General features: G+C 71.0%; 22 protein-coding genes and 1 pseudogene. 6 read left to right on the forward strand and 17 right to left on the reverse strand.

Going from position 1 to position 19,110, the window contains the following annotated elements; translation table 11 throughout:
• Nucleotides 1–162 precede the first annotated feature (162 nt).
• Entirely contained in the window at nucleotides 163–909 is a 747-nt protein-coding gene (locus ACGFJ7_RS44880) for a serine hydrolase (RefSeq protein WP_360257711.1), read from the reverse strand.
• A 210-nt stretch (nucleotides 910–1,119) separates the two neighbouring features.
• Here ACGFJ7_RS44880 and ACGFJ7_RS44885 point away from each other — a divergent pair, with 210 nt between their 5' ends.
• Nucleotides 1,120–1,620, forward strand: coding sequence for a pyridoxamine 5'-phosphate oxidase family protein (locus ACGFJ7_RS44885; protein WP_392648414.1), 501 nt, complete (start codon nucleotides 1,120–1,122; stop codon nucleotides 1,618–1,620).
• Nucleotide 1,621: 1 nt separating this feature from the next.
• On the opposite strand, the gene ACGFJ7_RS44890 is transcribed toward ACGFJ7_RS44885, so the two are convergent.
• The 11 genes from ACGFJ7_RS44890 to ACGFJ7_RS44940 all read right to left on the reverse strand — a co-directional run bounded on the left by ACGFJ7_RS44890 (nucleotide 1,622) and on the right by ACGFJ7_RS44940 (nucleotide 11,262).
• The gene (locus tag ACGFJ7_RS44890; protein WP_360257707.1) at nucleotides 1,622–2,116 is read right to left on the reverse strand and encodes a flavin reductase family protein; all 495 of its coding nucleotides are present in this window, start codon (nucleotides 2,114–2,116) and stop codon (nucleotides 1,622–1,624) included.
• Nucleotides 2,109–2,588, reverse strand: coding sequence for an NADPH-dependent FMN reductase (locus ACGFJ7_RS44895; protein ID WP_392648417.1), 480 nt, complete (start codon nucleotides 2,586–2,588; stop codon nucleotides 2,109–2,111). The genes ACGFJ7_RS44890 and ACGFJ7_RS44895 overlap by 8 nt, the downstream gene beginning before the upstream one ends.
• Nucleotides 2,589–2,695: 107 nt before the next feature.
• Complete coding sequence (locus tag ACGFJ7_RS44900; RefSeq protein ID WP_360257702.1) at nucleotides 2,696–3,478, reverse strand: riboflavin kinase; 783 nt, start codon at nucleotides 3,476–3,478, stop codon at nucleotides 2,696–2,698.
• Nucleotides 3,479–3,633: 155 nt separating this feature from the next.
• Nucleotides 3,634–5,040, reverse strand: coding sequence for an MFS transporter (locus ACGFJ7_RS44905; RefSeq protein WP_392648420.1), 1,407 nt, complete (start codon nucleotides 5,038–5,040; stop codon nucleotides 3,634–3,636).
• Nucleotides 5,040–6,374 carry an NtaA/DmoA family FMN-dependent monooxygenase gene (locus ACGFJ7_RS44910; RefSeq protein WP_392648422.1) on the reverse strand — a complete coding sequence of 445 codons (1,335 nt, stop codon included), beginning with the start codon at nucleotides 6,372–6,374 and terminating at the stop codon, nucleotides 5,040–5,042. The genes ACGFJ7_RS44905 and ACGFJ7_RS44910 overlap by 1 nt, the downstream gene beginning before the upstream one ends.
• Nucleotides 6,371–6,979 carry a cysteine hydrolase family protein gene (locus ACGFJ7_RS44915; protein ID WP_392648424.1) on the reverse strand — a complete coding sequence of 203 codons (609 nt, stop codon included), beginning with the start codon at nucleotides 6,977–6,979 and terminating at the stop codon, nucleotides 6,371–6,373. The genes ACGFJ7_RS44910 and ACGFJ7_RS44915 overlap by 4 nt, the downstream gene beginning before the upstream one ends.
• Complete coding sequence (locus ACGFJ7_RS44920) at nucleotides 6,976–8,004, reverse strand: LLM class flavin-dependent oxidoreductase (RefSeq protein ID WP_392648426.1); 1,029 nt, start codon at nucleotides 8,002–8,004, stop codon at nucleotides 6,976–6,978. Before ACGFJ7_RS44920 ends, ACGFJ7_RS44915 begins: the two co-directional genes overlap by 4 nt.
• Before the next feature lie 41 nt (nucleotides 8,005–8,045).
• The gene (locus ACGFJ7_RS44925; RefSeq protein WP_360257691.1) at nucleotides 8,046–9,134 is read right to left on the reverse strand and encodes an ABC transporter substrate-binding protein; all 1,089 of its coding nucleotides are present in this window, start codon (nucleotides 9,132–9,134) and stop codon (nucleotides 8,046–8,048) included.
• A 29-nt stretch (nucleotides 9,135–9,163) separates the two neighbouring features.
• On the reverse strand, nucleotides 9,164–9,979 hold the full coding sequence (locus tag ACGFJ7_RS44930) for an ABC transporter permease subunit (protein WP_360257688.1): 816 nt from the start codon (nucleotides 9,977–9,979) through the stop codon (nucleotides 9,164–9,166).
• Nucleotides 9,976–10,767 (reverse strand): ABC transporter ATP-binding protein, encoded by a 792-nt coding sequence (locus ACGFJ7_RS44935; protein ID WP_392648430.1) that lies wholly within the window; start codon nucleotides 10,765–10,767, stop codon nucleotides 9,976–9,978. The genes ACGFJ7_RS44930 and ACGFJ7_RS44935 overlap by 4 nt, the downstream gene beginning before the upstream one ends.
• A 153-nt stretch (nucleotides 10,768–10,920) precedes the next feature.
• The gene (locus tag ACGFJ7_RS44940; RefSeq protein WP_392648432.1) at nucleotides 10,921–11,262 is read right to left on the reverse strand and encodes an LLM class flavin-dependent oxidoreductase; all 342 of its coding nucleotides are present in this window, start codon (nucleotides 11,260–11,262) and stop codon (nucleotides 10,921–10,923) included.
• A 60-nt stretch (nucleotides 11,263–11,322) separates the two neighbouring features.
• Here ACGFJ7_RS44940 and ACGFJ7_RS44945 point away from each other — a divergent pair, with 60 nt between their 5' ends.
• Together ACGFJ7_RS44945 and ACGFJ7_RS44950 are read left to right on the forward strand one after the other, a co-directional pair.
• On the forward strand, nucleotides 11,323–11,550 hold the full coding sequence (locus ACGFJ7_RS44945) for a hypothetical protein (protein WP_392648435.1): 228 nt from the start codon (nucleotides 11,323–11,325) through the stop codon (nucleotides 11,548–11,550).
• Nucleotides 11,551–11,577: 27 nt separating this feature from the next.
• Nucleotides 11,578–11,706, forward strand: a complete 129-nt coding sequence (locus tag ACGFJ7_RS44950) for a hypothetical protein (RefSeq protein WP_360257682.1) — start codon at nucleotides 11,578–11,580, stop codon at nucleotides 11,704–11,706.
• Nucleotides 11,707–11,710: 4 nt separating this feature from the next.
• Here ACGFJ7_RS44950 and ACGFJ7_RS44955 read toward each other — a convergent pair whose 3' ends face one another.
• Nucleotides 11,711–12,568, reverse strand: coding sequence for a virginiamycin B lyase (locus tag ACGFJ7_RS44955; RefSeq protein WP_360257679.1), 858 nt, complete (start codon nucleotides 12,566–12,568; stop codon nucleotides 11,711–11,713).
• Between the two features lie 81 nt (nucleotides 12,569–12,649).
• Here ACGFJ7_RS44955 and ACGFJ7_RS44960 point away from each other — a divergent pair, with 81 nt between their 5' ends.
• A complete protein-coding gene (locus ACGFJ7_RS44960; RefSeq protein WP_360257676.1) occupies nucleotides 12,650–14,038 on the forward strand; it encodes a diguanylate cyclase domain-containing protein in 1,389 nt (462 codons plus the stop codon).
• A gap of 14 nt (nucleotides 14,039–14,052) precedes the next feature.
• Here the strand turns inward: ACGFJ7_RS44960 and ACGFJ7_RS44965 are convergent, their stop codons facing one another.
• The 4 genes from ACGFJ7_RS44965 to ACGFJ7_RS44980 all read right to left on the reverse strand — a co-directional run bounded on the left by ACGFJ7_RS44965 (nucleotide 14,053) and on the right by ACGFJ7_RS44980 (nucleotide 17,898).
• Nucleotides 14,053–14,955 (reverse strand): aldo/keto reductase, encoded by a 903-nt coding sequence (locus tag ACGFJ7_RS44965; RefSeq protein WP_360257674.1) that lies wholly within the window; start codon nucleotides 14,953–14,955, stop codon nucleotides 14,053–14,055.
• Nucleotides 14,952–15,452 (reverse strand): hypothetical protein, encoded by a 501-nt coding sequence (locus ACGFJ7_RS44970; RefSeq protein ID WP_360257672.1) that lies wholly within the window; start codon nucleotides 15,450–15,452, stop codon nucleotides 14,952–14,954. Before ACGFJ7_RS44970 ends, ACGFJ7_RS44965 begins: the two co-directional genes overlap by 4 nt.
• Nucleotides 15,453–15,461: 9 nt before the next feature.
• Nucleotides 15,462–16,604 carry a hypothetical protein gene (locus tag ACGFJ7_RS44975; RefSeq protein ID WP_360257670.1) on the reverse strand — a complete coding sequence of 381 codons (1,143 nt, stop codon included), beginning with the start codon at nucleotides 16,602–16,604 and terminating at the stop codon, nucleotides 15,462–15,464.
• A 79-nt stretch (nucleotides 16,605–16,683) separates the two neighbouring features.
• On the reverse strand, nucleotides 16,684–17,898 hold the full coding sequence (locus tag ACGFJ7_RS44980) for an MFS transporter (RefSeq protein WP_392648440.1): 1,215 nt from the start codon (nucleotides 17,896–17,898) through the stop codon (nucleotides 16,684–16,686).
• Between the two features lie 406 nt (nucleotides 17,899–18,304).
• On the opposite strand from ACGFJ7_RS44980, the gene ACGFJ7_RS44985 reads away from it, so the two are divergent.
• Together ACGFJ7_RS44985 and ACGFJ7_RS44990 are read left to right on the forward strand one after the other, a co-directional pair.
• Nucleotides 18,305–18,805, forward strand: a complete 501-nt coding sequence (locus ACGFJ7_RS44985; RefSeq protein WP_360257666.1) for a sigma factor-like helix-turn-helix DNA-binding protein — start codon at nucleotides 18,305–18,307, stop codon at nucleotides 18,803–18,805.
• Nucleotides 18,805–19,110: pseudogene (locus ACGFJ7_RS44990) on the forward strand (hypothetical protein); the annotation flags it as partial. The gene ACGFJ7_RS44985 and the pseudogene ACGFJ7_RS44990, both read left to right, overlap by 1 nt.

A 19,110-nucleotide genomic window follows, 5' to 3' on the forward strand; every position in this document is an offset into this window, starting at 1 on the left:
GGGCGTATCTGGTGGATCGCGTGGGAGTGAGGCGAGGTCCAGGTGGTGGCTGGCGTCGGCTGCGGGAAGGTCGCATACCGGTGTTGTATGTGGCCTTTCCGCAGCTGCCGTCAGGCGCCGCCTGGGCCACGCCGCAGCCCCGCGTGATCCACCAGATACGCCCTAGTACTTCAGGTACTGCCTGGTCAGTTTGGCGACCTTCTCGACGAGGGCGATGCCGTCCTCGTACGTCTGGTTGTTGTGCGAGAGGACGGCGACCGAGACGTCGGTCTTCTTGTCGGTGGACGTGATGCGGCCGATCGTGTTGACCGCCCACAGGCCGTTGTCGGCGTCGCGGGTGTCCCAGCCGTTCTTGACCGTGGCGACCTCGCCGGTCCGGGCCAGGACCGGGACTCCCCAGTCCTGGTCCTCCTGGACGGTGGTCATCAGCGTGAACGCGTACTGCCGGGAATTGACCGACAGCGGGCTTTTCGGGTCGACGAACTCGGCCAGCAGCCGCACCTGGTCGTCGGCGGTGGTGCGGGTCAGGCCCCAGGCGCTGTTCACCGCGGTCTGGGTCAGGCCCAGGCGCTTGTTGCAGGCGGTCAGGCCCTCGACCTTGCCCAGCGCGCCGAACAGCTGGGTGGTGGCGTCGTTGTCGCTGTTGCGGATCGACTTGGCCGTCAGCTGCCGCTGCCCGGAGGTGAGCTTGCGGTCGTCGTCCTGGGCCTGCAGCAGCGTACAGGCCAGGATCGAGGCCTTGACGACGCTGGCGGTGTCGAATTGCTCGGTGCCCTTGAATTCGAACCGCTCCCCCGTCTTGCGGTCGAGGACCGCGACGGAGAACTCGGGCACTGTCGGCGCCAGCTTCGTGAGCGCGGCGGTGAGCTGCTTGCGGCGCTGAGCGCGCAGGGCGATCGCCGGGTCCACGGTGGTACGTGTCGGTGACGGTCCGCGCGAAGCTGATGACGCTCCGGAGTCTCCGCCGCTCTGGAGGCCCTGAACGATCAGCGCGCCGCCTCCGACTGCCACCACCGCTGCGACGATCAACGAGACGAGTTGGGTTCGTTGCACCCGAGCATGGTGCCGTACACGGTCAAAAATGGCGAGACCGTGAGGGATTGATCCTATTCGTCACGCGTGATCGGCGAGAATGACGGGATGTCGCTGGCCGAGCACGCGCGCGCGATCGTCGAGTCCAACCTCTACCTGACGCTGAGCACCGTCGACACGAACGGGCGGCCGTGGGCCTCGCCGGTCTACTTCGCGCCGGACGGCGAGCGCGATTTCCTCTGGTGCTCCGAGACGAGCGCGCGGCACCCGGTCAACCTCAGGGACCGCCCGGGGGTCGGCTTCGCCATCTTCGACTCCACGGTGGAGCCGTACCACGGGCGGGCCGTCTACGCCGACGCCGAGGCGTTCGAGGTTCCCGCCGACGAGGTCGACGCGGCGCTCGCGCGCTACCCCCGGCGCGACGGCCACGACGTCACGATGCTGGACCGTGACGACGTGACCGCCGGATCGCAGTACCGGCTCTACCGGGCCTCGGTGACCGCCCTGTGGGTCCTCTGCCCCCGCGAGCCGCGCACCCCGTGCGCGCGGCACGGCCTGGCCAAGGACCACCGGGCCCGCGTCCTGTGACTCACGCGGCCGGCCGGTGCAGGCGCTCGTAGGCGCCGTTGAAATACAGCAGCGGATGGCGGTCCGGGTCGCTCTCCAGCGCCACCACCCGGCCGATCGTCAGGTAGTGGTCGCCGGTCTCGTGCTCCTGTTCGAGGGTGCAGTCGATGGAGGCCAGCACGCCGTCCAGGATCGGGCTTCCCGTGCGGCCGGGCCGCCAGCTCACGCCGCGCCACTTGTCGGTGCCGGTACGGGAGAACTGGGTGCACAACTGCTCCTGGCCCGCCTCCAGGATGTTCACGCAGAACGCGCCGGCCCCGCGGATCAGCGGATACGAGGCCGAGGCCCGTGACGGCGAGAACGCGATGAGCGGCGGATCCAGCGACAGGCTGAAGAACGACTGGCAGGTCATGCCGACCGGCGCGCCGTCGACCACGGCGGTGACCACGGTGATGCCCGAGGCGAAGCCGCCCAGGACGCGGCGGAACTCGCGGCTCGCGATGGCGGTGTCAGTCACGGCCCACCAGCCCCACGTTCGCCTTGCCCCACTCCTCGACGACGTCGGTGAGCGAGTCCATCCGCGACATCACCATGTAAAGACCTCTGGTGGGTACGCTCGCGCCCAGCTCCACGAGCAGAGGGCGCAGATACGCCTCGACGGCCAGGGCGTGGTCGGGCGCGGCGCCGGTCATCACCGGGATCGCGGTGACCCCGGCCAGCCCGTTCGAGCCGTACCGGTCGAGGAAAGCCTTGAGCAGACCGGTGTAGGTCGCCTTGTAGGTCGGCGACGCGACGATCAGCAGGTCGGATGCGGCGACCCGGGCGACGAGCTCGTCGATCTCGGGCTCGGGCCAGGTGAAGAGGCGGCCCGCGTAGTCGGCGAGGTCGACCACCCGGTCCGCGCCGCCGAACAGGCCGGCCACCGCGTCGGCGGTCAGCCTCGTACGGGACAGGGGTTTGGGGTTGCCCACAAGCACAGTGATCTTCATGGCGGAGGCGTTACTCCTTCACTATCAGGGAACATCAGCCACCGCGGAGCAGTCCGGAATGGTCGCCAGGCACAGAGGGATGAGACCGGCCGTCTGCGGAGTTTCTCTTACTTGCTTACGACGGTCTCCAGCTTGCCGTCGGCGGTGTAGAGCAGAACCTCGATGCCGAGGTCGCGGGCGGCCCGGGTGGTCCAGCCGGCCGGGCTGAAGACCTGGGCCACGGTCTCGCTGACACAGAGCACGATGCGGCTGTCGGGGAACATCGACGACCGCAGCCAGGTCAGCTTGAACATGTCGGCCATCACCTTGTTGCGGTGCAGGGAGCGAAAGGTGCCCTGGTTGCCGACCATCTGGACGAGGAGGCCGTACGTCTCGTCGGCGCCCTCGATCTCAAGCCGGGTGCCGTCGCCGAGATCGACCGAGCGCGGCCGCAGGTCGACGCCGAGCTCGTCGCTGAGGGCGAGCAGCATGGCCCGCTCGATGCTGTCCGGCCCGAACCGGCGCCAGCCCCGCTCCTCGGCGTCCTCACCCATGGTCAACAGCCTACGGGCGGCGCGTTCGTCCGAGGCCATCGCCTCGACAAGCGCCTCGACCGAATCGAACCGCTCCTGCTCCCGGAGGAGCGTCAGAATCCGCACGTCGGCCCGCTTTCCGTACATGTCCTCGTCCCGGTCCAGGACGTAGGCCTCGACGGTCCGCACCTCCCCGCCGAAGGTCGGGTTGGCCCCGATCGACACCAGGGCCGGCGCGGCCGCCCCGCCGTCGAGCGCGAACAGGCCGAGATAGACGCCGTCCCCGGGAAGCGCGGCCGGCTCCTCGACGGCCAGGTTCGCCGTGGGGAAGCCCAGCGGCCGCCCACGGCCGGCGCCGTGCACTACGCGGCCCGTCAATCCCGTCACCACAGACCCGCCCCCTTCGTCGCGGTGTGTCACCACAGACCCACCTTCATCGCGCGCGAACAACGACCCACTCTCTTGACCGCGCCACCGTCCGTCACCGCCGAACCGCCTTTCTTGCCGGCGCCGTAGGCCGTGACCATGGGCCGTCACGAGGCGACCGCCAGGACCGGGGCCGCCGTCCGGGAGCGGTGACGCAGCAGCGCCGTCACCAAACCGGCTGCGGCGACCAGGAACAGCACTGCCAGAACCGCGCAGGCCGCCTCGTAGCCGGCGAACCCGGCCACCGCGAAGACCGCGAGCGGCCCCACCGCGGCCCCGACGTCACCGGCGGTGCGGGTGAGGCCGATGACCCCACCGGCCGCCGACGCCGGGTAGGCGTCACCGGTGATGACACCCGGCAGGACGCCGATGACGCTGGTGGCCAGCGAGTACGCCACGATGGCCACGGCGAACCCGGCCGGCACATGCAGCAGCGGCAGGCAGAGCATCGCCAGCGCCCCCACCATCCCCGCCGGCACGAGCAGGGCGATCCGGGCACCCCGATCCACCCAGCGGGCGATCAGCGGCATCGCGGCCAGACTGGCCACGGTCCCGGCCGCGGTGGCCAGGCCGAGCGTGAACGGTTGGAGGCCACCACTGTCGTACGCCAAGACGGGCACCAGGCCCTGCTCACCGGCGAACCGCACGAAGAACGTGGCGAACGCCTCCGCGCAGAGGGCCAGCAGGAGCCAGCTCCGCTTTACCACGGGTTCCGGGCGCGCTCCGCGTTTTCCACCGAAGCGCTTCGTCCACAGCCGCCCGACCCGATCATGCGACTTTCCGCGATACTGACCGACGGGGGCTCCCCCTGGGAGGGCGGGCTCCGTGGTTGGGTGCTCGGTCGGCGCGGGCTCCGTCGGCGCGGGCTCGGTCGGCGCGAGCTCGGTCGGCGCGAGCTCGCTCGGCGCGAGCTCCATCGGAGGGCGCGATTCGGCCGGTGCGGTGGACGCCCAATAATGTGCCGCCGGTCGCGCCACCTCCCAGAGCAACACCGCCACCACCGGCACGGCCGCCACGGCGAAGGTCCAAGCCGGCCCGGCCACCCCCACCACCGCCCCGCCGAGCAGCGCCCCGCCCCCCGCCGTGCTCATCTGCACCACCGTCGCCGTGGCCATCACCGCGCCCCGCCGCCCGGCCGGCGCCCCGGCCACGAGCAGCGCGAACCCCACCGTGACGGCCGCGCCGCCGAGCACCCCGGCGACCAGCCGGAAACCGATCAGCGCGCCCGCCGTCGTGGCCAGCCCGGTCAGCGCCGTCACCAGGGCCAGCCCCAGGAGCACCACCCGGAGGTAGGCCCGGGCCGGGAACCGGCGCAGCGCCAGCCCGGCCGGGATGTTGGCGATGATGCGCCCCACGGCGAAGGCCGCCACCAACGGGCCGAGCAGGCCGACCGCGATCCCGTACGAGTCGAGGTAGACCGGCAGCACCGGCACCGTGACGCCCCACGTCATCTGGGCCGTCGCGATCAGCGCGCACACCAGCACCGTCTGTTCGGCCACCGAGGGTTGCCGCATCAGATCGCGAGGTTTTCGCGCAGGGTGCGGCCCGGGTAGCGGGCGGCCAGCGCACCGCGGCGGCGCAGTTCCGGTGCCAGCAGCTCGGCCAGGTCGGCCAGGCCCGACGGCATGGCCAGGGGGCTCGACAGCATGTAGCCGCCCCGGGCGCCGGTGGCCGCGAAGTTCTCCTCCAGGGCGTCCGCGACCGTGGCCGGGTCGCCCAGGACCGTGTGGTCCATGCCGGTGGCGCTGCGCCAGCCGTGCTCGAAGAACTCCGTACGGCTCATCTGGTAGTCCTCGCCGTGTTCGGCCAGCAGTGTGCCGATCAGGCCGCCCGGCGTGGCCCGCGCCTCGGCCGCCTGGCGTTTCAGCTCGCCGAGCGGGAACGACGCCGGCAGCTTCGAGAAGTCGACGCCGGCGTTGTGGGACAGGAACGCGCCGACCGCGTCCTCGCTCCAGAACGTCAGCACTTCGTCGCGCCGGGCCTTCGCCTCGTCCATCGTGCGGCCCACGATGACCTGGGTGGCCCACAGGATGCCGACCTGCGACGGGTCGCGGCCCTCTTCCTTCAGCGCCTCGTCGAGCATCGTGCGGTGCCGCTGCTGCGACGGCAGGCTGCCGCCGAAGCCGAAGACCAGGTCGGCGAAGCGGGCCGACGCGGCGATCCCGCGCGGCGAGTTGCCGGCCTGCACCAGCATCGGCGCCACCTGGGGGCTGGGCACGCTCGGCAGCGGGCCCTGGACGTCGAAGAACTTGCCGTGGTGGTGGATGGCCCGCACCTTGGCCGGGTCGGCGAAGCGGCCGGTCTGCCGGTCGCGGACGATGGCGTCGGTGTCGACCGACTGCCACAGCGCCTGGCAGACGTCGATGAACTCCTCCATCCGCTCGTAGCGCATGTCGTGGGCCATCAGCTGGTCGAAGCCGTAGTTGGCGGCGTCGGCGCCGCGGGTGGAGGCGACCACGTTGAACGCGATCCGCCCGCCGGTGACGTGGTCGAGCGAGTTGAGCAGCCGGGCCACGTAGAACGGGTGCATGAAGGTCGACGAGTAGGTCAGCCCGAAACCGATGTGGTCGGTGACCGTCGACATGGCCGCGATGATCGGGCTCATGTCGTGCCGCGGCCACTGCACGCCCCATTCGACGGCGGCGTCGATGGAGCCGCGCCACGTGTCGGGGATGCCGGTGCCGTCGCCGAAGAACAGCATGCCGATGCCGGCCCGTTCGGCGGTCTGGGCCAGTTCCATGTACATCCGGGGGTCCGGGAAGTCGCGGCCGACCCACGAGCCGCGCCGGGCCCAGCGGCCCTCGGTGTGCGTGAACGAGAGGTCGAAGGCGAGGTGCATGCCGCTCATGCCGTCACCCACAGTTTCGCGAGCTCGTCGCTGTCGCTCAGCACGGCCACGTTCAGGGCGAGCGCGGCGAGAGAAGCTTCATGCAATTGCTTGTCGTACGCCGCGACGGCGTCGACCGGAAGCAGGACGGGCCAGTCGAGCTGGAACGCGTCGGTGGCCGTGGCCGCCACACAGCATTCGGTGGTGAGCCCGCACACGGCGACCCATTCGATGCCGGCCGCGCGCAGCTGAGCCTCCAGGCTGGTGCCGAGGAAGCCGCTGTAGGCGCGCTTGACCACCCGGATCTCGCCCTCGGCGGGCCCGGTGCCGTACCACTGCGCGCCCGGGGTGCCCAGAACACAGGGTTCTTCCGGTCCGTACGGGGCTTCGGGGTCGCCGGCGCGGAGCCACTGGCTCGCGTGCCAGGGGTTGCGGGGATCGCTGCCCAACTCGACCCAGGCCACGGTGACGCCGGCGGCGCGGGCGGCCTCCACGAGCTTGCCGATGGCGGTGACCGCGTCGGCGACGACGGGCGGATCGGCGAAGGACCGCTGTACGTCGACGACGACGAGGGCCGGCTTGCGACCGTCGAGGGCGACGATCTGGGCCGTACGAAGCTCGCTCATGACTTGCCCCGCAGTGCGGGCAGCACGGCCTCACCGAACGGCAGCATGTCCGCGTGGTAGTCCGGGAAGATGAGCATCAGGCCGTCGAGCTCGGCCTCGCTGGTGATCTGTTCGATGTGCTCGATGACCTTCTCGGGGCCACCGGTCACGTACGGCGTCTGGAACGCCTCCGACCCGGTCGCCCCGTCGGCCCAGGCGCGTGCCGTGTCGGCCGGGATGCCCCACGAGGTGCGCATGCCGATCAGCGCCTCCTTGTCGAGCCCTTCGCCGTAGCGGGCCGCCTTCGCCTCGGCCTTGGCGTCGGTCTCGTCGAGGACGACTGTCAGCATCGAGTACGTCTTCACCTCGCGCCCGTGTTCGGCGCCCTTGTCGTGGACGTATCGCGAGAACTCACGCATCTGGTCGAGGTTGTCGGCGCTCAGGAAGGCCCCGTCGGCGTACCGGGCCTGGAAGTCGCGGCCCGCCGCCGAGCGGCCGGCGCTGATGATGGTCGGCCGCACCGCCGGGTGCGGGCGGGACTCGCAGGCGTCGAGCGTGAAGAATTCGCTTTTCATGGTGACGACGTCCTCGGTCCACAGGCGGTTGACGGCCTGCGTCCACTCCTCGGTCATCCGGTAGCGGTCGGCGTGCGACAGCTCGGCGTCCCAGAGCCCCATCTGCTGGAACTCGTCGGCGTAGGAGCCGTTCACGATGTTCATGCCGGCCCGCCCGCCGGACACGTCCTGCAGCGTGGTGAACATCTTGGCCGCCACCGCCGGGTGGTGGATGTTCGCGTGCATGGTGGCCCAGATCTTCACCGTGGAGGTCGCCTCGGCCAGCGCCGACATCATCGTCATCGACTCGAGCGTCTGTCCCCAGTGGTCGGTGGTGCCGCCGAAGCCCTTCCACTTGGCCATCGACATGATGAAGTCGAGGCCGATCTGTTCGGCTTCCACCGCCACCCGCCGGTTGTAGGCGTACGTGGCCTCCGGGTGCGGGGCCGTCTCCGAGATCATCCAGCCGCCGTTGCCGATCGGCAGGAACACGCCATATTCCTTGCTAGCCATAACTGTTTCCTGTTCTCGAATTACGGCGCGGGCCAGATCAGCTTGTCACCCTGATAGATCGCGGACACGTACGAAGGGTCGAATTCGCTCGTCGCCTGGTCGGGCGTGATCGAGGTCTTCGTGTACGTGTTCAGCATCTCGGCCAGCGCGGTGACGTTCTTCGTGTCGATCGCACCGAGCGCCGCGCCCGTCGGCAGGCTGTCCCGGACGACCTTGGTCTCGGTCTGCCAGACGGCGAGGTTCTGCTTCTCGTCGTATCCGGCGCCGGTCAGGTCGGCCGCCGCCTTCACGCATTCCTCGCCGTGCTCCTCGCAGTATTCGAAGGCGTGCAGGCCGGCCCGGAGGAAGTCCTGTACGGCGGTGGGGTTCTTCGCCGCGAAGTCCGGGTTCACGGCCATCGCGCCGAGCGAACCGGGCACCTTGTAGTCGTACGGCCGCCAGACGGTCACCGGCGTGCCGGCCGCCTTGAGCTGGTTGGGTTCGTTGGAGATGAAGCCGGTCAGCGACGTGACCTGGCCGCGGGTCAGCACCGACGGGTCGTAGCCGACGGTCACCTGCTTGACCGAGCCGAAGTCGGCGCCCGCCCGCACCAGCATGGCCTGCACGCCGACCGGCATGGCGCCCTTCTGGCCCAGCGTCGTGCCGTCCAGCTGCTTGAGGTCGGTGACGTCGGTCTTGGTCATCAGAACCTCGAGACCCACGTTCGAGTACGACGAGACGCCCGTGACCTTGATGCCGTTGGCGTTGGCCGAGAGCACGTCCTGCTGGCTCACCGGGCTCACGGTCACCTTGCCACTGGCCAGCAGCTTGGTGTTCTGGCTGGTGTCGCCGGTGCCGGGCTGCATGGCGACGTCGAGGCAGACCGCGTCGAAGTAGCCGAGTTTCTTGGCCGCGGCGTACTCCAGGATCGACGCCGACGCCTGCCACTGGTAGCCCGACAGGTAGGTGATCTTGCCGGCGGCCTTGTTCTGGGCGCAGCGGTCGGCCGAGATGGCCGTGCCGGCCGCGGCGGCGGCCACCTCGTCCGAGGAGTCGGAGGAACCGCAGGCGGCGGTGCCTATCAGCAGGGCCGCGGCGGAAAAAGCCGCAAAAAGGGTGCGAGTACGCATGAGGAGTCTCCGTCAGAGGGTGCGTTGAGTTATTTGGCGCCGGCGCGGGTCTCGTGCCAGTGCAGGAGACGGCGCTCCAGCAGCGTCACGACGAGCAGCAGCAGGGAACCGAGCACGGCCAGGATCGCGATCGACGCGTAGACGGCGGCCAGCCGGTTCATGGAGGAGGCGAGGCTGATCGCCGTACCCAGACCCTGGGACGACCCGGCGGCCGAAAGCTCCGCGACGACCGCGCCCACCACCGAGAGGGGGAAGACGATCCGCAGCGCCGCGAACAGATACGGCAGCGAGCTGGGAACCCGGATGTACCAGAGCGTCTCGAGCCGGGAGGCGTGCATGGTCTGGTACACCTGCAACACCGGCAACGGCACCGCCCGCAGGCCCATCGACATGTTGATGAGCACCGGGAAGAAGCAGATCAGCCCGGTCACGATGAGCTTGGGCGCCGCCCCGAAACCGAACGCCACCACCAGCGCCGGCGCGATCGCCACCAGCGGGGTCACGTTGAGGATGACCGCGACCGGCATGATGGCCCGCCGGGCCAGCGTGAACTCGCTGACCACCACGGCCAGCACGAACGCCACCGCCGTGCCGATGGCCAGGCCGCCGACCGCCTCCCGCAACGTGACGAGGGCGTTCTCGAGGTAGTAGCCGGCGTCCTCGGTCAGCGTCCGCCCGATGTCGCCGAGCGGCGGCAGCAGGTACGGCATCCGGGCCGCGCCCCACTGCCACAGCGCGCCGAGCACGGCCAGCATGAGCACCAGCGGCAGCCACTTCGCCGGGTGCAGGAAGGCGAAGGTTCGTTTACGTGTGGCGCGCGGCTTCGCCACGAGAGCGATGGTCATGAGGCGATCGCATTCGCGTAGTGGAACGCACCGCGGAGCCGGTCACGCACGAGGTCCTCGTACGCGTGGAACTCGGGGGTCTTGAGAAGGGCCTGCCCGCGCGGCCGGGGCAGATCGATGTCGATGACGTCGGTGATCCGGCCGGGCCGGGGCGCCATCACGACGATGCGGTCGGACAGCCGGACCGCCTCGCTGACCGAGTGCGTGATGAACAGGACCGTGGCCTTGAGCTCGTCCCACAGGTCCAGCAGTTGCTCCTGCAGGGCCTCGCGGGTGAACTCGTCGAGCGCGGAGAACGGCTCGTCCATGAGCAGAACGTCCGGGTGCAGGCCGAAAGCGCGCACGATGGCCGCGCGTTGCTGCATGCCGCCGGATATCTGCGAGGGGAGTTTGTGCATGACGTCGGCCAGCCCGGCCTTGCTCAGCAGATCCACCATGTCGGCCGTGTTCCGGCCCTTCCGGCGGTTGACCTTCCTCGGCAGCGACACGTTCTTGAGAACGGACAGCCACGGCAACAGCGCCGGCGTCTGCGGCACCAGGCCGAGCATCTTGTCGGCGGCGGCCCGTTCCGGCGTGAGCCCGCCGACGGTGATCCGGCCGGCGTCCGGCGTCTCCAGCCCGGCCACGGCCCGCAGCAGCGTCGACTTGCCGCAGCCGCTGGGCCCGATGACGCTGACGAAGGTGCCGGTCTCCACGGTGAGATCGACGTCGTCGAGGGCGGTCAGCGAGCCGCCCGCGCCGATGTCGTAGACCCGGCGCACTCCGGTGACGCGGATTTCTCCGCTCATGCGGAATTTCCCAACATAGCGGTCTCCAGACAGATAGAAATCGTCAATGGAGCCGGAGAAGCGTGCGAGGCGAATACGAGGATGTGACTCGCGAGACTCAAGCTGAGAAAGAAGCTAAAGACGCGTTGATTCGGCCAGAAGTATCGGAGGTTTCTACGCCGTTAACTCGGCTTTCTCCAGTACGGCGAACCGCCGCTCGGCGTCGTCACCGCGCGGCCACAACACGGCGACCCGCGTCGCCCCGCCGCTCACATCGTCGAGGGCGAGCGCCGCCTTGGCCGTCGTGACGGGATGGCGGAAGTTCGGCGCGGTGACCATCGTGCCCACCCCGATCGTGGTCGTGGTGGCCGCGGCAGCGGCGAGAACGGCGTACGCGTCGTGTGAGACCGGCCGTCCACCCAGAACGAGGTGATCCCAGAGCCACCCTCGCCCGATCCCGAGCCGCTCGGCCCGCTCCCACTCCCCCGCAGCTCGCGCCACGGCCGATCCGGCCACATCACCGCATCGATCATCGCGCCCACGCTCCGCGGCCTACCCGCGCGATAGAGTCCCACCATGAGCCCCGACCGGCTGACTCCCCGAACCCGCAACCTCATCGCGGTCGTCGCGGCGGCCGTCGCCCTGACCACCATCGCCGTCCGCGCTTTCCTGCTCGGGGACGAACACCCCTGGAACCTGGCCCTGTGGGCCGTGCAGGGCCTGGCCATGGTCGTCGCGTGGGCCATGTGGGGCACGTTCCGCCGCCGCCCCGCCGGCCGGAACACGCGTCGCCTGCTCTGGTAGGACGGCACCGGCGCGGCGACACTTCCGATGGGCCGCCCGGGGGTGTCCCGGCATCTGCGGCTGCTGCGGGAGACCGGACTGGTCGACCTCCGGCAGGACGTGCAACGCCGCATCTACGCGCTGCGGCCGGAGGCGCTGGCCGACCTGGATCAGTGAGCGTTCACCGACGCCCCGTCAAGCGGGCCAGGGCGCCGATCTCGAGGGCGGCCCACACCGTCCCGTCGGGGGCGAGCGCTATGCCGTGCGGCTCGCTGCCGGGGGTCGGCAGATCGTATGACTCGATCGTGCCGCCGGGAGTGATCGAGCCGATCCGGTTGCCCGCCCACTCGGTGAACCACATCCGGTCGTCCGTGCCCGCGGTGATGGCGTGCGGGCGCCCGGCCCGGTCGGGCAGCGGGAACTCGGTGATGGCTCCTTCCGGTGTGACGCGGCCGATCTGGCCCGCGCCGATCTCGGTGAACCACAGGGCGCCGTCCCGGCCGGCGGCGATGCCCACCGGCGCCGCGCCCTCGGTCGGCAGCGGGTGGATCGCCGTCGAGCCGTCCATGCCGACCCGGCCGATCGCGTTGCCCTGGTTGAGGGTGAACCACATCGCGCCGTCGGGGCCGGCCGCGATCGCGGACGGGAACGAACCGGTGGGAACCTCGGTCACCGTGCCGTCGGCGGTGATCCGCCCGATCCGGTCGGCGGCGCTCTCGGTGAACCACATCGCCCCGTCCGGGCCGGCCGCGATGCCGAACGGGCCCGCCTGCGGCGTCGGCAGGGTGAACTCCGTCAGCTCGCCCGCGGTGGTGATCCGCCCGACCGTGTGCGTGCCGTACGCGGTGAACCAGAGCGCCCCGTCCGGCCCGGCGGCGATGATCGTGGGCCGGGCGGCGGCGCCCACGTCGAAGGTGGCCGCCGGTGCGAGCCGCCCGATCTGCCCGCGGGACACCAGCGTGAACCAGAGGGCGCCGTCGCCGCCGGTCGCCAGGGCGTACGGTCCGCCGGGCACCGGGAACTCCTCGATCTTTGTCACGGGGTCCGATCCTGCCCGGCCACGCCGGATTCGCAACCCGATTCGGCTCAGGTTCGCAAGCGCTCGGGCGATAGGCGCGTCATGTCCCGGGTACCCCTGCTCGCGTACGCCCTGGCGGCTCTCGTGGCGGCGGTGGCCTACCCGCTGGCGCCGGAGGGCGCCCACCCCCTGCTGTACTTCCTGATCGGCTCGGCCTCCCTCGTGCCGGGGATTCTGGCCCTGCGCGAGCGGCGCGGGCCGTCGGTGCTCATCGTCGCCGGGCTCGCCGTCATCAACCTGGGCGGGCTGTGGGCGGCCGTCCAGCTGGGCCTGACCGACAACCGGGACCTGACCTCGCTGGTCTTCATCGTGGCCGGGCATCTGCTGCTGCTCGGGGCCGCGGTGTGGATCGTGCTGCGGCACGGGAGCGGCGACATCGGCGGCATCCTCGACGCGGCCGTGATGGCCGTGGGTCTCGCCGGGCTGCTCTGGACCGTGCTCGTGCAGCCCCGGCTCGAGGCCAGCGAGCTGTCCGCCGGCTCGCGGGCGGGCCTGCTCGTGATGGCGTTGTGCCTGGCCGGCATGCTGGGCGCCCTGCTGCGCGTGGAGAGCGCCGGGCGCGAGTCGCTGCTCGCCCTGCGCGCCTTCGTCGTGGTCCTGCCGCTGGCCCTGATCGGTAACCTGAGCCTGCTCTGGTACGCGGCCGACACCCCGCTGACCCGGCCGGGCTGGGTCGACACGCTCTTCCTGGCCGGCTACATCGTGGCCGGCACGGGCGTCGCCGACCGCTCGATGGATCAGCTGCAGCGCCCGGGCCCGGTGTCGGCCGACCGGCTCGGCCCCGGCCGGCTGGCCTTCCTCGGCAGCGCGATCGCGCTCAACCCGGTCGTGGCCGCCGTGCAGCAGCTCGCCGGCCGGCCGATCGACGCCGTGCTGCTCGCGGTCGGCACCGCGGTGATCGTGCCCATGGTGATGGTCCGCATCGGCATGCTGTCGGCGCAGCGCTCGCGGGCCGAGCGGGCGCTGGCCCACGAGGCCACCCACGACGCGCTGACCGGCCTCGCCAACCGCAAGAAGTTCCTGGACGGCCTGGACGCCGCCCTGGCGGCCGGCGAAGCCCCGCTCATCCTGTTCTGCGACCTCGACGGCTTCAAGGCGGTGAACGACGGCCTGGGCCACGTGGCCGGAGATCAACTGCTGAGACAGGTTGCCGTACGCCTGTCCGCGTGCGTCCGGGACACCGACCTGCTCGCCCGCTACGGCGGCGACGAGTTCGTCGTCCTGTGCCGCGACGCCTCGGCCGAGGTGGTGCCCCGGATCGAGGCCACCTTCGCCGCCCCGTTCGTGGTCACCGGCGAGCCGGCTTCTGTCGGCGTCAGCGTGGGCGCGGTCCGCGCCGCCCCCGGCGACGACGCCGTCTCGGTGCTGCGCCGCGCCGACGGCGCCATGTACGAGGCGAAGTCCCGGCGGGTCGGTGCCGCGTCACGGTGACGGCCGGGCGGTGGTCAGGTCCAGGCGAGGGTCGAGCGGTGTGACCAGTACTCCTCGGGCGGCTCGGCCAGGTGCGCGAGCGCTTCGGCGTCGACATCGACGGCCGGGGCGCGCAGGTTCGAGTCGAGCTGCTCGAGGGTGGCCGCTCCCGACAGCACCACGTTGGCCCACGGCTGGGCCAGGGCCGCGGCCAGGGCGACCGCGTCCGGGGCCTCGCCCAGCTCGCCGGCCGAGGCCAGGCGGCCGTTGGCCATGGCCTCCTTGACGATGACCAGGCAGCCCTGTTCGTGGGCCTCGGCCAGGGCGGGACCGGCCGACGGCTCGAGGAGGTTCCACGTGGCCTGGATGCTGCGGAACAAAGGCTCGCCGTCGATCCGTACGGCCAAAGCCTCTCGAATCGCCGTCGCCTGGGCGGGGCCGCTCGTCGAGACGCCCACGATGATGCCCTGGGCGGCGAGGCCAGCCAGGCGGCGGTGCAGCACCTTGTCGGTCAGCGCCGTGCTGTGCGGGGTGACCGAGTGGACGTGGTAGATGTCCAGGCGCTCGCCGAGCAGGTCCTGGGTCTCCTCGATCTGCCGGTCGAAGGTGGCCACGCTGTGGTCCTTGACCTCGTGCACGTCGGCGTCGACCCGCCATCCGGCCGTGTAGGTGTAGCCCCATTTGCTGCCGACCACGACGCCCTCGGGGTCACGGGCACGCAGCCACGCGGCCAGGAACTCCTCCGCGCGCCCGTAGGAACGGGCGACGTCGAAATACCTGACCCCTTTGCCGTACGCGTCGTCGAGCAGCGCGAAGACGAGCGTGCGCAGCGACTCCACCGTACGGTCGGCGGGCAGGTCGGCGTCGCGCCCCAGGTTGATGTACCCGGGGCGGGCGACGGCGGCCAGGCCCAGGCCGACGCCCCGAACCGAGATCAACGGCTGGAGGCCGTACGGGCGGCGATCATCTGCGCGGCGGTGAGGCGGTCGGCCGGCACCGAGGCGGTCGGCCGGCGCCCGGCCCGCCGGAAGCCGTCGTCGGTGCGCGGGGCGATCAGCTCGGCGGTGGGGATCTTCGTCTCGGACGACGGGGCGGGCGCGTTCAGATCCGGGTAGCGGTTCTCCCACGCCTGCCGGACGCGGTCAGGAATGTGCAGGTGGCGCCACAGGCGGCGGAGCACGCCGGGATGCAGGAGATCGTTGATCTCGCAGCAGTCCGAGGCCTGGCACAGCACGGTCTGGTAGGCCAGCCGCTGCTGCGCCGGGTCTTCCAGGTCGAACCGGCGGCGGGACTTGTGGCCGGCGGCCATGTGATGCGGGAGTTCCAGCACTCCCACGCTGTGGCCACGAAGGTCGTCGAGTCGTTCGGGGACGGAGGGTGCCCGATCCTGAGGGCCGCGCTGCCGGCGGCCGTCGCGGGCGGCGACGTACGGCATGGGCCCAGGCTATGCCCGGGGGCGCGCCCCGGGTACCCGGTCGGCCGGATCGGTTACGCGGGTGCCGAAAGTGACCGTGTCGCGCAACCGGCGCCGCATGCCCCGCAGCCGGTTCAGCGTCCCCGGGGAGCGCTTCTCCAGCGGCCGGTCGAGCGACGCCGCGTGCCCGAGCATGCCGACGATGGTGTCGATGGCCGCCTCCAGCACCTGGGTGTCCGGCAGCTGGTCGGGGCTCGGCCCGGTGACCGGCACGGCCACCGGGCGCAGCTCGTCCAGGTCGCCCACGATGTCGCACGGGTAGTTGCGCAGGGTGGCGATCTGCTCCTCGGCCACCGCCAGCACCCAGGCCGCCCGGTCGGCCCCGATGCCGAAGCGCAGCGCGTTGGCCCGCTGCTTGAGTACGGCGTCGACCAGGTGCCGCTGGACGACCCGCTGGTAGGGCACCCGGTGCGGGTAGAGGTCGCCCAGGGCCTGGTTGACCCGGCGCAGCAGCTCGATCTCGGCCGCGCCGAGCGAGACGTTGGCCGTCGGCTCCTCGAGCCGGCAGAGGTCGCCGGGCACCCCGACGACCCCGGCGAACCGGCGCCACAGCGTGTCGTGCGGCGACCCGGCCGGCGGTACCGTGATCAGGTGGCGGTGCCCGGGCGGCAGCGGGTCACCCCAGCGGCGCAGCATGCGGTCGGCCGTGTGCTCGTCCCAGAAGGCTTGGTAGCGCCCCTTCTCCACGGCCGACAGGAAGTCCTCGAAGCGCCACGTGCTGCGGCCCCGGATGCTCTGCTGCCACATCGACGGCAGCGTGCGCCACAGGTCGCGCCCGGCCACGATGACGTGCACTTCCGCCTCGCCGAAGCTCGCCAAGGCGCGTGCCACCTGCGGCGGGGTGGCCGCGCCGAGCCCCTCGCTGCTGATCACCACGTCGCCCGGCCAGGCGTTGGCCAGCCCGGCCAGCCGGTCCCAGGTCCAGCCGGACGACGGGTCGTACCAGGGCACCTCGCGCAGGTCGGCCATGGCCTGGTCGTGGGCGTAGAGCGTGTGCGGCACGAGGACGCCGGCCCGGTCGCGCAGGGTGTCCTGGTTGCCCCAGAGAACGTTCTGGATGTAGGTGCTGCCGGTTTTCGGCGCACCGATGTGCAGAAAGACTCGCCTGGCCACAAGGCCATCTGATCAAAGTCGACCGGGAAAGTCGTAAAACACTCCGACGAGTTCGCCCAAGAGACGTAATAGCCACATCTCAGGATGAAGTTCCGGCGTTCACCTGTGCCGCGGGGCCCAGAGCGGGTACGCGCCGCAGGTTCAGCGCGAGCACCCCACTGATCCCGGCGAAGACCGACGCGAGCGCCACGACCGCCGGCCACGCGCCCAGCGACCAGGCCGTACCGGCCAGACTGCCGAAGATCGACGAGCCCGCGTAGTACGCGAACAGGTAGAACGACGCCGCCTGCCCGGCCGGCACCCCACCGGCGTGCGCCCGCACCGGCACCCAGCCGCTGGCCACCCCGTGCACGCAGAAGAACCCGGCGGTCATCACGGCCAGCCCGGTCACCATGAGCGGCAGACTGTCCGGCAGCGTGAGCAGCAGCCCCACGGCGGTCAGGACGGCGCCGAAGGGCATGACCGCCCGCCGCCCGTACCGGTCGGCCAACCGGCCCGAGACCGCCGAGCTCAGCGTGCCCACCGGATAGACCAGGAAGACGGCGCCGGCCGCACCCGCGCCGAGCAGGAACGGCGCGCTGGTCAGGCGAAAACCCACGGCGTTGTAGACCGCGACGAACGCGCCCATCGCGCACGCCCCGATCGCGTAGAGGCTCAGCAAAGCCGGATCACTGAGCGCCCGCCGGGTCATGGCCGCAGCCGGCCGGGCCACGAAGTTGCGCGACCGCGGCAGCAGCACCGCCACCACCACGGCGCAGGCCACGCCGAGCAGGGCCACTGCGGCCAGGGCCCATCTCCAGCCGTACGCCTCGGCGGCCCACCCGGTGATCAGACGCCCGGCCATGCCACCGAGAGCGGTGCCGCCGATGTAGAGCCCGGCCGCCCGCGCGTGCGTGTCCGGGTGCAGTTCCTCCCGCAGGTAGGCGGTGGCCACCGCGGGCAGCCCGGCCAGCGTGACGCCTTGGAGCAGCCGAAGCCCCAGCAACACGTGCCAGGTCGGCGCCACCGCGCAGGCCAGCCCGACCACGGCCGAGCTCGCGAGCGACAGGTGGATGAGACGGGTACGCCCGGCCTTCTCCGACAGCGGCCCGGTGACCAGCAGCGCCACACCCAGCCCGACCGTGGCCAGCGACAGCGACCAGGCACTCTGCGCCGGCGTCACCCCGAACGCCACGGCGAGATTCGGCAACAGCGCCTGCGTGCTGTAGAGCAGAGCGAACGTGGCCACCCCGGCCGCGAACAGAGTCAGACAGATCCGGCGGTAGCCGGGCGTCCCGGCGCGATACGTGCTCACCCGACCGACTTTTCACCGCCGGAACGCATGCGTCCAATACATGGGATCAGCGACCTCGATACGTCCGGTGCATGGCCCCAGCTAGCGAGCACTCCGACGCCGAGCGCCACACCCGCAGCGCCGATTCCGATCACCGCCGACCGGAGGTCGATCAGAGAATCACCGGTTCGTCCGTTGGGCATCTTGGCCTCCGTCACCATTCGTGTTGTGCTTGGTGATGTGTTCGAGGCCTGTGACGCATGACGCCGGCATGCCAGCTTTTCGGTGTGATACACCCGACCGCATCGCGGGTCACCACCCGTGACAGATCGAGCGTGGTCGCGGACAGACAATGACCTCTCCGCGCCACGACCCCTCCGCCGGCCCCGAATCGCCGACATCGGGTCAAGACACTGACGACGGCCAGTTGCTTCGCGATCAGAAACTTGTCGACGCCCTGCGGGCGAACGGCTTCCAGGGCGACGGATATACGCGCTTCGCCGAGCGGCTCGCCCGGCACGGTCTCGGAACCATCGAAGGATGGATGCGCTCCGGGCTGATCGCGGGACGATGGAGTCCCGATCGCGGCGCCAGCCCTCTGACGTACTTCATCGGCATGTGCATCGACGCTTACCCCAACGCGTTCCGCACGTGGCGGCGGAGCGGGAGCCGATCCGTGGCGGCCACCGCGGATCGGCCCGAGCCCGAGTCCGCTGACTGGAAGACTCCGGAGAGCGAGGTCATCGCCAAAGAGCAGATCATCGGGAGATGGGCGGCCCTCCCCGAGCGTCGGCAGCGTGTCCTGGTTCTCGAGGCGCAGGGCTTGACTCACGATCAGATCGCTCGTTTGCTCGGAGTGCCGATCGCCGCCACCACGGCGTTGCTGCATCGCGCACGCAAGGGCCTTCGAGGCCAGGAGGAGGTGTGATGGACGAGCGAAACGCGGGGACAACCGCACAAGCACCCACGCCTCGGGCCCCCTACTCGCCGGCCGCGGTGTCCGCGCGCGAGATCGACGATCTCATCGAGGACTCCTCCCTGGCCGAGCCGGGCCATGGTGCCGATCGGGGCCCGTCAGGCGAGCTGGTCCGGCGAACCCTCGGTCGCGGTGGAGTGCCCGCGCCGGACGCGGTTCCCGCCCTGCGCCGGGTTCCGGTGCAGGGCAGAAGCGTGGCCCGGGTCCAACGCATGCTCGACGCCTGCGCCGAGCTCGTCGACGAGGTCGGCTATGAG

The organism is Actinoplanes sp. NPDC048988 (genome assembly GCF_043197815.1).
Classification (GTDB): Bacteria; Actinomycetota; Actinomycetes; order Mycobacteriales; family Micromonosporaceae; genus Actinoplanes.